The organism is Streptomyces sp. NPDC045956 (assembly GCF_056430705.1).
The window spans coordinates 351,907-362,902 of sequence record NZ_JBWKKZ010000004.1; the positions used below are offsets into that span (position 1 = coordinate 351,907).

General features: G+C 72.8%; 10 protein-coding genes. 4 read left to right on the forward strand and 6 right to left on the reverse strand.

From position 1 onward, the window contains the following. Positions 1-93: 93 nt before the first annotated feature. Together AC07FV_RS13775 and AC07FV_RS13780 are read right to left on the reverse strand one after the other, a co-directional pair. Entirely contained in the window at positions 94-2,346 is a 2,253-nt protein-coding gene (locus tag AC07FV_RS13775; protein ID WP_479087110.1) for a phosphoinositide-specific phospholipase C-related protein, read from the reverse strand. A 151-nt stretch (positions 2,347-2,497) separates the two neighbouring features. After that, the gene (locus tag AC07FV_RS13780) at positions 2,498-3,952 is read right to left on the reverse strand and encodes a glyceraldehyde-3-phosphate dehydrogenase (RefSeq protein WP_479087111.1); all 1,455 of its coding nucleotides are present in this window, start codon (positions 3,950-3,952) and stop codon (positions 2,498-2,500) included. A 214-nt stretch (positions 3,953-4,166) separates the two neighbouring features. Between AC07FV_RS13780 and AC07FV_RS13785 the strand changes: the two genes are divergently transcribed. Next, positions 4,167-4,568 (forward strand): SseB family protein, encoded by a 402-nt coding sequence (locus AC07FV_RS13785; protein ID WP_479087112.1) that lies wholly within the window; start codon positions 4,167-4,169, stop codon positions 4,566-4,568. Between the two features lie 12 nt (positions 4,569-4,580). On the opposite strand, the gene AC07FV_RS13790 is transcribed toward AC07FV_RS13785, so the two are convergent. Continuing rightward, positions 4,581-4,973 carry a MarR family transcriptional regulator gene (locus AC07FV_RS13790; RefSeq protein ID WP_479024890.1) on the reverse strand — a complete coding sequence of 131 codons (393 nt, stop codon included), beginning with the start codon at positions 4,971-4,973 and terminating at the stop codon, positions 4,581-4,583. Between the two features lie 155 nt (positions 4,974-5,128). Here AC07FV_RS13790 and crcB (AC07FV_RS13795) point away from each other — a divergent pair, with 155 nt between their 5' ends. The 3 genes from crcB (AC07FV_RS13795) to AC07FV_RS13805 all read left to right on the forward strand — a co-directional run bounded on the left by crcB (AC07FV_RS13795) (position 5,129) and on the right by AC07FV_RS13805 (position 6,927). After that, positions 5,129-5,632 carry a fluoride efflux transporter CrcB gene (crcB, locus tag AC07FV_RS13795; RefSeq protein WP_479087114.1) on the forward strand — a complete coding sequence of 168 codons (504 nt, stop codon included), beginning with the start codon at positions 5,129-5,131 and terminating at the stop codon, positions 5,630-5,632. Continuing rightward, positions 5,629-6,003 carry a fluoride efflux transporter CrcB gene (gene crcB / locus AC07FV_RS13800; protein WP_479087115.1) on the forward strand — a complete coding sequence of 125 codons (375 nt, stop codon included), beginning with the start codon at positions 5,629-5,631 and terminating at the stop codon, positions 6,001-6,003. The genes crcB (AC07FV_RS13795) and crcB (AC07FV_RS13800) overlap by 4 nt, the downstream gene beginning before the upstream one ends. Positions 6,004-6,090: 87 nt before the next feature. Then, entirely contained in the window at positions 6,091-6,927 is an 837-nt protein-coding gene (locus AC07FV_RS13805) for an undecaprenyl-diphosphate phosphatase (RefSeq protein WP_479087116.1), read from the forward strand. A gap of 42 nt (positions 6,928-6,969) precedes the next feature. On the opposite strand, the gene AC07FV_RS13810 is transcribed toward AC07FV_RS13805, so the two are convergent. The 3 genes from AC07FV_RS13810 to rho all read right to left on the reverse strand — a co-directional run bounded on the left by AC07FV_RS13810 (position 6,970) and on the right by rho (position 10,634). Continuing rightward, positions 6,970-8,028, reverse strand: a complete 1,059-nt coding sequence (locus AC07FV_RS13810) for a fatty acid desaturase family protein (protein WP_479087118.1) — start codon at positions 8,026-8,028, stop codon at positions 6,970-6,972. 141 nt (positions 8,029-8,169) lie between these two features. Continuing rightward, a complete protein-coding gene (locus tag AC07FV_RS13815; RefSeq protein ID WP_479087119.1) occupies positions 8,170-9,348 on the reverse strand; it encodes a D-alanyl-D-alanine carboxypeptidase family protein in 1,179 nt (392 codons plus the stop codon). Between the two features lie 149 nt (positions 9,349-9,497). Beyond that, on the reverse strand, positions 9,498-10,634 hold the full coding sequence (gene rho, locus AC07FV_RS13820; protein WP_479087120.1) for a transcription termination factor Rho: 1,137 nt from the start codon (positions 10,632-10,634) through the stop codon (positions 9,498-9,500). Between the last annotated feature and the right edge of the window lie 362 nt (positions 10,635-10,996).

Below are 10,996 nucleotides of genomic sequence, written 5' to 3' on the forward strand. Positions count from 1 at the left end.
GCAGGGGACCACCCAGTGGACCGACCGGCAGGGGAGCGGCACCCTGACCGCCCGGCGACGCGGAGCACCTCCGCGTCGCCGGGCGCCCGGGCGTCAGGACCCGGGCGCGCGGGTCGCGCCGGTGCCACGCAGCCGGTCCGGGGACCGCCGCACGGGCACGCCGGTGTCGTCCCGCAGGCGCTCCGCGTTCAGCTCCTCCACGGCACCGAGCGCGTCGCCGATCGTCGCGTAGTCCACCGCCACGAAGTTGACCGGTCTGCCGCGCCGCAGCTCACAGGCGTGCGCCCGCTCCAGCACCCGCTGCCGGGAGTTGACGACCCCGGCGTCCAGCCGCCGTCCGCCGCCGGCCGTGACGAAGTGGTTGAGCAGGAACAGCCGCTTGTCGCTCCCGCCCCGGTTCGGCAGGCAGGACATCTCGTCCGGGCTGCGGAAGGCGAACGGCGTCTCCATGCCGTACCGGTAGAAGTTCCGGTACCACGGCGCGGGGCCGTCGGCCTTCTCCGCGAAGACGACCAGGCGCCGTCCGCCGTCGATCATGTCCTTCAGCTCGGGCCACGGGCGGTCCGGGTCCGCGTCCGGCTCGTACAGCAGGTCGGACAGCCCGGCCCGCACGAAGGCGCCCTGGCTCACCTCGGAACCGACACCGTCCTGGAGGACCAGGGTGACGACCTCGGTGGGGTGGGCGCGCAGCCAGTCACCGATCTGCCGCAGCGCGGGCACCAGGTCGAGGGCCCCGGCGCCGCACACCGAGTGGCACAGCCACAGACCGGGGTGGGGAGGGTTCACCCGCTCCAGGATCCGGGTGAGCCGTCGCCGCAGTTCCGGCGAGAAGTCCGAGCTGCTCAACCGGTCCGCGACCTCCTCGGGCCGCTCCCAGCGGTGCGTGTCGAGAAGCAGGACCCGGACCCCGGCGTCCAGCTGGCCGACGATGTCCGGGTCCTGGAGGGGGCCGATGAACCGGTCCGCCGTCGTGGCCATCGCGTTGTGCGACGCGAGCTGGGCGATCTCGTCGTAGCGGGCGTCGCACAGCTCGGCACTGCCCTGGCAGATGCGCGGGGACGAGCCGGTGATCGCCACCGGGGCCACCATGGTGCCGACGAGCGCGCAGGCCGTGACCGCGAAGGTGAGGGTGGGGCCGTGCCGCGGATCGGTGAGGACCGGCATGCCGGGCCGGGTCTGCCAGACCCAGCTCACGGTGATCAGCAGCGCTCCGGCGGCGAGCAGGATCACCGCCACGACGGTGGCGGTGGTCACCAGCTGGTCGACGGCCGCGGCCTGGACGTCGCCCAGCAGGTCCGACGCGGACGGGGGCCAGGACGAGGGGGGACCGAAGAACGCGGTTCCGAGGGCTAGGCGCAGCAGGAGCACGGTCAGCGCCGTCAGCGCGGCGGCGGCGGCCGGTACCCAGCCCAGCGGCATCAGCCGGCGCCTGGCGGGGGACGGTGTGGAGAGCCACAGCAGGGTGAGCGCGGCGGCGCAGAGCACCGCGGCCGCCGGCTCCACCACCTCCTGGAAGAGGCGGGTGACGGACCGGGCCCGGTCCACCGCGGCCGGCGCCTCGTGCGAGGGGTCGATGTCGACGGTGACGATCCAGGTGCCCTGCCGCGCCTCCCGCAGCAGCTCCGCCGCGGTCGCCCGGACCTGGTCGTTCAGGGCGACCGGCGCGATCGCGGCCAGGGCGGAGGCCACGTCCCCCCGGTCCAGCGCCGTCTGCACGGTGGGGCCGAGGCCGGCGCGGGCGGCGGCCGGCACCAGGCGCATCAGCGCGTCCGTGGCCTCGACCGCCTGACCGTGGGAGAGCGGCAGCGACGGCAGGCCCTCCAGGGGCGCCTCGCCGGCCACCACCTGAGCGGCCAGTTCGGACAGGCGCTGCACGAAGGCCCGGAAGTCGGGTTCGGAGCGCTGCTGGAGGGCGGCCACCGCCTCACCGAAGTAGGCCTGGCTGAGCCGCTCGACGTTGGCGACGACGGGTTCCAGGTCGACCGTGATCCGCAGCCGGTCGCGGTCGCCCTCCAGGTAGTGGATCACCTCGGCGATCTGACGGTCCGTCATGACCCGCAGCGTCTCGGGCGGGATCACGACCTTGAGGTTCGAGGTGATGGTCGACTGCGGGACCGGCAGCCGGTCCAGCAGGTCGCTGGTCAGCGGCGTACTGCCCGGGTCGACCAGCACCTCGTCGTAGAACCGCTGATAGGCCCGTTCGTCCTCCAGCACCCGGCCGTAGAAGTCCGGGTCGAGCACGGTGCTGCGCACCACGGCCGCCGCGGCCAGCACGGTCGTGCTCAGCACCGCCACGCACCAGATCAGCACCCGGGCCCACGGGGAGCGCCGAACCAGTCCGTCCATGGCCCCATTCTCGTTCCGGCCGACCGTCGTGCGACACGGCGTTCACACCGAACGCCACCCCACTCGTGCCCCGGGCCGCGAGGCTGATGCGACGACGGGGGCGGTGGGACGCCCTGTCCCACCGCCCCCGGACGACTCGCCGACGCTCCGGTCAGACCGCCGGGGCCGGGTAGGTCGGGTACTCCACCCCGGAGACGTGCTGCACGACGCGGACGACCTGGCAGGAGTAGCCGAACTCGTTGTCGTACCAGAGGTAGAGGATCGCGTTGTCGCCGTCGACCTTGGTGGCTCCGGCGTCGACGATCGACGCGTGGCGCGAGCCCACGAAGTCCATCGAGACGGCGTCGGGGGCCGTGGTGAAGTCGATCTGGCGCTTCAGCGGCGAGTGCAGCGACACGTCGCGCAGATACTCCAGGACCTCCTCGCGCGTGGTCTCGCGCCCGAGGCGCAGGCTCAGGATCGCGATCGACACGTCCGGGACGGGAACGCGGATCGAGCTGCCGGTGATCGGCGCCTTGAGGTCCGGCAGCGCCTTGGCGACGGCCGAGGCGGCACCGGTCTCGGTGATCACCATGTTGAGCGGCGCGGAACGGCCGCGGCGGTCGGCCTTGTGGTAGTTGTCCAGCAGGTTCTGGTCGTTCGTGAACGAGTGGACGGTCTCCACGTGGCCGCGCAGCACGCCGTACTCGTCGTCCATGGCCTTCAGCGGCGGGACGATCGCGTTGGTGGTGCAGGAGGCGCAGGACAGGACGCGCTCGTCCGGCTTCACCGTCTCGTGGTTGACACCGTGCACGATGTTCGGCACGTCGCCCTTGCCGGGCGCGGTCAGGACGACCTTGTCGATGCCGGGGCGCAGGTGCTGGGAGAGGCCCTCGCGGTCGCGCCACTTGCCGGTGTTGTCGATCAGGATGGCGTTGTCGATGCCGTACGCCGTGTAGTCGACCTGGGAGGGGTCGTCGGCGTAGATCACCTTGATCGTGTTGCCGTTGGCGACGATCGAGCCGGTCGCCTCGTCGACGGTGATGGTGCCCTGGAACTGGCCGTGGATGGAGTCGCGGCGCAGCAGCGAGGCGCGCTTGACGATGTCCTCGGCGGCCCGTTCGCCGCCGCCGCGCACCACGATGGCGCGCAGCCGCAGCCCGTTGCCGGAACCGGCCTTCTCGATGAGGAGGCGGGCGACGAGGCGGCCGATGCGGCCGAAGCCGTAGAGGACGACGTCGCGCCCGTCACGGCGCTCGATCTTGTTCTCGCCGATGGCGCCGGCGACGGCCTCGGCGGTGAACTCCGCCACCGTCAGACCGCGTCCGTCGGTCTTGTAGTCGGCGGCCAGCATGCCGATGTCGATCTGCGACGGGCCGAGGTCGAGCGTGGTGAGCGTCTGGAGGAAGGGGAGCGTCTCGGTGACCGAAAGCTCCGCGCCGGCGATCTGCCGGGCGAAGCGGTGGGTCTTGAGGATGCTGACCACCGACTTGTTCACCAGGGAGCGGCTGTGGAGGAGGACGGTGACGTCCTGCTCCCGGTGCAGCTTCCCGATGATCGGGATCATCGACTCCGCGATCTCCTCGCGGTTCTTCCAGCTGGTGAACGAGTCGTCATTGACAGTCACAAGTTTGTCTTTCGAGCTAGGCGGCGCTCATATGCTAACCCCACCGCACTTCTGATCGATCAAGTGGGCCCCCTCGCGATCAGATGATCGCCCCCTCCGCTGCGGACGGGACGCCGGACAGGATTGCCGCATGAGCGATCGGGTACGCGAGCCTGAACCGCCCCGTGACGGATCATCGGGGCGGGTCCATCACCGCCGCGACCAGGGACCTGTCATGGAAACACCCGCGAACGACAACTCCGTCTCGCCCGCCTCGCGGGCGCTGGACACACTCGCCGAGAACACCGAGGACACGGCGGCCCTCGACACGCTCGCCGGCAGCGACGTCCTCGTCCCGGTGCCGGACGACGCGAACGACCAGGACGCCGCCGACCCGGGGATGCTGGCTCTGCCGGTGCTGGAACAGCAGGGCGGCCGTCAGGTGGTGCCCGTGTTCACCTCGGAACTGGAGATGGCGGACCTGCTGCCGTACGTCTCCCGCTACCGGATGGTGCCGCTGGGCGCCCTCGCCGCGCAGTGGCCGGCCGACGACCTGTCGCTGTCCATCGACGCCGGCTCGGAGCACCGCCTCACGCTCACGTCGGACGGCGTGCGCACCCTGCTGGCCCGCCCCTGAGGGCGAGCGGTCCTACGCGTCGCCGAGCATGCGGGCCAGTACGGCCCGCTGCAGCGGCAGCACCTCGGCGTGCAGTGCGCGCCCGCTGCGGGTCAGGGTCACGTAGACACCGCGCCTGTCCTCCGCGCACATCGAGCGCTCCACCAGCCCGTCCTTCTCCAGCCGGGCGATGAGCCGGGACAGGGCGCTCTGGCTCAGGTGGACCCGGCCGACCAGGTTCTGCACCCGGCACTGGGCGCCCTCCTCGGGCCCCTCGGTCGCGAGGATGTCGAGCACCTCGAAGTCGCTCGCGCCCAGACCGTGGGGGTGCAGGGCGCGGTCGATCTCGCACATCGTGCGGGCGTGCACGGAGAGGATCTCCCGCCACCGTTCCTCGAGCCGCGCACCGGCCGTCGTGACTGCCATACCTGCACGGTAGCACCGGAACGGTGGTTCGTTGACCGTGCACATTGTGCGCGTGCAAGGACCGGGCGGCAGGGCGCCGCCCGCCCCCGGCGCTAGGCTGGCCCCGCTCACGAACCGGGGACGTCCCCTGCCCCGCGAGCAGGAGACGTACGACCATGACAGTCCCGATCCCCGAAGGCTCCGACGGAGCCCGAGCCACCGCCCCCGTGCGGCCGCGGTGGCGTGCGCAGGCGCCGGTCCTCGCGGTCGTGGCCCTCGGCGGCGCCTTCGGCGCCGGTGCGCGGTACGGGGCCTCCCTCTGGTGGCCGACGCGGGCCGGGGGCTTCCCCTGGACGACCCTCTGCGTCAACGTCGTCGGCTGCGCCGTGATCGGCGCGTTCATGGTGCTCGTCACCGAGGTGCGGACCGCCCACCGCCTGGTCCGGCCCTTCTTCGCGACGGGGGTGCTCGGCGGTTTCACCACCTTCTCGACCTACGCCGTCGACGGCCGGCACCTGCTCGCCGCCGACCAGGCCCGCACCGCCCTGGCCTACCTGGCGGCGACCCCGCTCGCCGCGCTCACCGCGGTGTGGGCCGCCGCCTGGGCGACGCGCCGCGCCCTGAAGAGGCCCCGTACCAAAACCGGAGACACGGGCGCGCGAGGCGGGGAGCCGTCGTGAACTGGCTGCTGGTCGTCGCGGGCGCCATGGTCGGCGCCCCCCTGCGCTACCTCACCGACCGCGCGGTGCGGTCCCGGCACGACTCGGGCTTCCCCTGGGGCACCCTCGTGGTGAACGTCGTGGGCAGCCTCGTCCTCGGCCTGCTGACCGGCGCGGCGCTCGCCGGAGCCGCGGGTCCCCGTATGCAGCTGCTGCTCGGCACCGGGCTGTGCGGGGCGCTCACCACGTACTCGACCTTCTCCTGGGAGACCCTCCGGCTCGCCGAGACCGGCGCCCGCCCGCAGGCGGTGGCCAACGTGGTGGTGAGTGTGGCGGCCGGCCTCGGCGCGGCGTACGCGGGGGTGACGCTGGCCGACGCGCTCTGGGCATGACGCCCGGCGCCGACCCGCGTGTAGTAGGACTGGCCCCTCCGCCCCTGCCGCCCGCGAGTCCGCCCGCCCCGGGCAGAACTGGATCCCATGAGCGCCATCAGCATCGGCCAGGCCGTCGTCCTCGGAGCCGTCGAAGGGGTGACCGAGTTCCTCCCGGTCTCCTCCACCGGCCACCTCAAGATCGTCGAAGGGCTGATGGGCATCCCCGTCGACGACGACGCCGTCATCGGCTTCTCGGCGGTCATCCAGGTCGGGGCGATCGCCGCGGTGCTCGTGTACTTCCGCAAGGACATCGCGCGGATCGTCTCCGCCTGGCTGCGTGGCCTGACCGACCGGGAGGAGCGCTACCACCACGACTACAAGTTCGCCTGGTGGGTCATCTGCGCGACGATCCCCATCGTCCTCGTCGGCCTGGCCGCCAGGCCGCTGATCAAGGGCCCGCTCGCCTCGCTGTGGGTGGTCGCGGGCTCCCTGATCGTCGGCAGCGGCGTGATGTGGGCGGCGGACCGGACGGGCCGGCACAAGCGGGGCGAGGACGACACCTCGTTCACGGACGCGATGCTGGTCGGCGGCTCCCAGATCCTCGCCCTGCTCTTCCCGGGCTTCTCCCGCTCCGGCGCGACCATGTCCACCGCCCTGATGCTCGACCTCGACCGGCTGGCCGCCACGCGGCTCTCCTTCTTCCTCGGCATCCCGGCCCTGACCGGTGCCGGCGTGTACGAGCTGAAGGACGCCCTGGGCACCGGGGCCGGCGCCGCCCCCCTGGCGGTCGGCACCCTCGTCTCCTTCGTGGTCGCCTACGCCTCCATCGCCTGGCTGCTGAAGTTCGTCGCCAAGCACACCTTCAACGCTTTCGTCGTCTACCGGATCGTGGTCGGCGTCCTGCTGTTCGCGCTGCTCGGCACGGGTGTGCTGCACAGCTGAGCGCCGCGCGCCACCCGTCGCCCCGGCACCGGCGGGTCGCCGTCAGTGACCGTCGCGCAGCGGTTCCCCGACGCTGCGCAGGTGCCGCAGCGCCTCACGGTGCGAGGCGAGCAGTCCCGTCCGGTGGTACGGGACGCCCAGCTCGGCGCAGTACCGCTCGGTGATCACCTGGGCCTTGCCCAGGGCGGGCGTCGGCATGCTCGGGAAGAGGTGGTGCTCGATCTGGTGGTTGAGGCCGCCCATGAAGGCGTCGACGAGCACTCCGCCCCGCACGTTGCGGGAGGTGAGGACCTGGCGGCGCAGGAAGTCGAGCCGCGTGCCCTCCTCGATCATCGGCATGCCCTTGTGGTTGGGCGCGAAGACCGAGCCCAGGTAGATGCCGAACAGCCCCTGGTGCACGGCTATGAAGGCGAGTGCCTTGCCGGGGGAGAGGATCGTGAACAGGCCGCCGAAGTAGAGGACGAAATGGGCGACGAGCAGCGTGCCCTCCAGGACCGGTCGTTTCACGGACGGGCCGCGCAGCGCCTTGAAGCTGCTGAAGCTCAGGTTGAGTCCCTCCAGCGTCAGCAGCGGGAAGAAGAGGGCGGCCTGGTGCCTCCCCACGAACCGGGGAAGTCCCTTGGCCCGGCTCGCCTGGCGCCGTGACCAGACCAGGATGTCGGGGGAGACGTCCGGGTCCTTCTCCTCGTGGTTGGGGTTGGCGTGGTGGCGGGTGTGCTTGTTCATCCACCAGCCGTAGCTCATCCCGAGCAGCAGGTTCGCCACCAGCAGACCACCGGCCTCGCTGGGACGGCGGCGCGAGAAGACCTGCCGGTGGGCGAGGTCGTGCGCGGCCAGTGCGAGCTGGCCGAAGACGACGGCCAGCGCCACGGCGACGAGCAGCTGGCTCCAGCTGTCCCCCAGCACGACCAGAGCGGCGACACCGCCCGCCAGCGCGAGCGCCACGGCACCGAAACGCAGCGTGTAGTACAGCGGACGCCGCCGCAGCAGCCCCGCCTCGGCCACGCGCCTGGACAGCTCGGAGAAGTCGCTCCCCTTCTCGCGTGTCCTGTCCTGTTCCCGCGGGGGAAGGCTCTCGATGAGCACCGTTGAATTCGCCATGCGCATCAGTATGTGAACGGGGGCCGGGCCGCAGAATGACGGCTGCCCCCGGAGCGGGGTGTGGCTGGCACCACCCCCCTCCCTGTGGTCCGCCCCTGGTGGGGGCGGCCTTGCCCACCGGACGGGCGGGGGAGCGGGGCGTCAAGTACCGCGCGTCCGGACGAGCCTGAGCCGCAGGACGAGCGCCACGGCGCCGGCGCCGAGCCCGGCCACCCCCACGATCGCGCCGGTCTCCCGCCAGCCCGGGCCGTGGCGTGCCGGCCGCGCGGCCGTGACCGCCGCGGGCGCGGCCTCCGGACCGGGCCGCGGCCGGGTGCCGCCGGCGGTCAGGGAGCCCACCGGGACGACGCGTCCGGATGCCTCGAAGCCCCAGTCGAGCAGCGAGCGGGCCTCCTCGTACACGGCATGTCCGCCGCCCTCCTGAGGATTCATCACGGTCACCACCAGGGTCCGCCCGTCACGGCGGGCGGCGGCGACCAGCGTGTTGCCCGCGTTGCTGGTGTAGCCGTTCTTGATGCCGATCAGCCCCGGGTACGGCTCCACGCCGTCCTCCCCGGTCAGCAGCCGGTTGGTGTTCCGGATCCCGAAGGCGTCCCCGTTCCGGCCGGGGAACATGGCCTCGACCTTGGCGCAGTACCTGGCGAAGTCGGGATTGCGCAGCCCCGCCCGGCCGAAGACGGCCAGGTCGTACGCCGACGACACCTGGCCCGGCGTGTCGTAGCCGTCGGGTGAGCGCACGTGGGTGTCCAGGGCGCCGAGCGCGCGGGCCTCGGCCTGCATCCGGGCCGCCGTGGCGTCCCAGCCGCCGGTGAGCGAGGCGAGGACGTGCACGGCGTCGTTCCCGGAGTTGAGGAAGACGCCGTTCCACAGGTCGGACACCTGGTACGTGTGGCCCTCGACGACCCCGACCAGGCTGCTGCCCGGACCGATGCCGGTCAGTTCGTCCCCGCGCACCTCGTGCCGGATGCCGCCCGGCAGCGCCGGCAGCACCGTGAGGGCGAACAGCGTCTTCAGCGTGCTGGCCGGCGGCAGCCTGCGATGGGCGTCGTGCGCCGCCAGGACATCACCGGAGCCGGCGTCGGCCACCACCCAGGACAGCGCGGAGACATCGGGGACCCCGGGTGACCCGGGCCGGGGCCGGACCTGGGTGCCGGAGCGGTACAGCAGCGACGGCTGGTCCGCCGACCGCGCCCCACCGGGCGGACCGGGGTCCGGGCGCCCCGCACGGGCGGCCGCGGCGGCGGGCATGAGCGTCAGCAGCCCTGCCACACAGAGCACACAGGTGGAGCGAACCGTCCGGGATGAGAATCCGATAGTCATACCGCAAACGTAGGAATGGCCCCCCGGGTCGCCACGCTGACCGGGCCGAGTCGCCTCCGGAAGCACCCGATTGCCACAGGTGGTGCCGCGTGGGCCGGTTCGGCGCCGACTGCGCGGGGCCGCGCGGGCCGGGTCGGGCGCGGCCGGCGTCAGTCGGTGGGCAGGGTCGGCTGGACCTGCCGCAGGAACGTGGCGTTGTCCGGCGTCCGGCGCAGCCGCTCCAGCAGGGTCTCCAGGCCGGAGTGTCCGTCCCGGGGCCCGAGGACCCGCCGCAGCCCCCGCACGGTGGTCGACTCGGGGGCCGAGAGCAGCAGTTCCTCGCGGCGGGTGCCGGAGCCGGTCACGTCGACGGCCGGGAAGACCCGGCGGTCGGCGAGCTCCCGGCTCAGCCGCAGCTCCATGTTGCCGGTGCTCTTGAGTTCCTCGAAGAAGAAGTCGTCGGCCCGCGACCCGGTCTCCACCAGGGCGGTGGCGAGGATGGTGAGGGAGCCGCCCTCCTCGGCCGCCCGGGCGGCGCCGAAGAACCGCTTGGGCCCGAGCAGCGCCCCGGCGTCGACACCGCCGCTGAGGGTGCGCCCGCCGGAGGAGGCGGCGTTGTTGTGCGCCCTGCACAGCCGGGTGAGGGAGTCGAGGAGGACGATGACGTCCTCACCGGCCTCGACGAGCCGTTTGGCCCGCTCGATCACCAGGTCCGCGAGGGCGATGTGCTGCTTGGCGCTCCGGTCGAAGGTCGAGGAGTACACCTCGCCGCGTACCGCCCGCCGCATGTCGGTGACCTCCTCGGGCCGTTCGTCGAGCAGCACCACCATCAGGTGGGAGGCGGGGTGGTTGCCGGCGACCGCGGCGGCGATCTGCTGGAGGAGGACGGTCTTGCCGGTCTTCGGCGGCGCCACGATCAGGCCGCGTTGACCCTTGCCGACCGGGGCGACGAGATCGGCGACCCGTCCGGTGAGGCCGGCCGCCGGATGTTCGAGGCGCAGGCGCTCGTGCGGGTGCAGCGGTGTCAGGTCGTGGAAGTGCCGTCGGGTCTGCCGGTCGGGTGTGCGACCGCCGACCCGGACGACCTCGGACAGGGTGCGCCGGTCGCCCCGTACGCCCTCCACCAGGTCGCCCTTGCGCAGGCCGTGGCGGCGGATCAGCGCGGGGGAGAGGGTGAGGTCGGCCGGCTCGGCCTGGAGGCTCCGGCCCCGCAGGTGGCCCCTCCCGCTCGCGTCGATGTCGAGGACACCGCTCACGATCTCGGCCGGGGCGTGCTGGGCAGGGGGCTTTTCGAGTGTGGTGGTCATGGTGTTCGGTCCTTTCGAGGACACGGGCGTGGGACGTGCGGAAGGGAGGGGGGAAGGCCGCGCGAGGGGTCGGTCGACACGCCTCGGAACGGTGGGGAACAGCGCCTCGGACGCAGTGCGGAGAACGCCCCGCTGACGAGGTGGCTGAGAAGCGGACGCGCCGGTCACGACAGGACGGGCGGGTCGGCGAACCGAAGGGAACTGGCACCGGCGCCCCAGCGGGGCGTACACAAGTGCTGAGGGAACTGTACCACGCGGCAGGCGGCACCGGGGGGGGGGGGGGGGGGGGGGGGGGGGGGGAGGGGAGGGGGGGGGGGGGGGGGGGGGGGGGGGGGGGGGGGGGGTAGGGACAGGGGGTGGGA

Excerpts from the sequence above, each read along its gene's own strand:
- AC07FV_RS13815 (WP_479087119.1), bottom strand. The coding sequence starts at position 9,348 with ATGACTATCGGATTCTCATCCCGGACGGTTCGCTCCACCTGTGTGCTC.
- AC07FV_RS13775 (WP_479087110.1), bottom strand. The coding sequence starts at position 2,346 with ATGGACGGACTGGTTCGGCGCTCCCCGTGGGCCCGGGTGCTGATCTGG.
- rho (WP_479087120.1), bottom strand. The coding sequence starts at position 10,634 with ATGACCACCACACTCGAAAAGCCCCCTGCCCAGCACGCCCCGGCCGAG.
- AC07FV_RS13810 (WP_479087118.1), bottom strand. The coding sequence starts at position 8,028 with ATGGCGAATTCAACGGTGCTCATCGAGAGCCTTCCCCCGCGGGAACAG.
- AC07FV_RS13785 (WP_479087112.1), top strand. The coding sequence starts at position 4,167 with ATGGAAACACCCGCGAACGACAACTCCGTCTCGCCCGCCTCGCGGGCG.
- AC07FV_RS13805 (WP_479087116.1), top strand. The coding sequence starts at position 6,091 with ATGAGCGCCATCAGCATCGGCCAGGCCGTCGTCCTCGGAGCCGTCGAA.
- AC07FV_RS13790 (WP_479024890.1), bottom strand. The coding sequence starts at position 4,973 with ATGGCAGTCACGACGGCCGGTGCGCGGCTCGAGGAACGGTGGCGGGAG.
- crcB (WP_479087114.1), top strand. The coding sequence starts at position 5,129 with ATGACAGTCCCGATCCCCGAAGGCTCCGACGGAGCCCGAGCCACCGCC.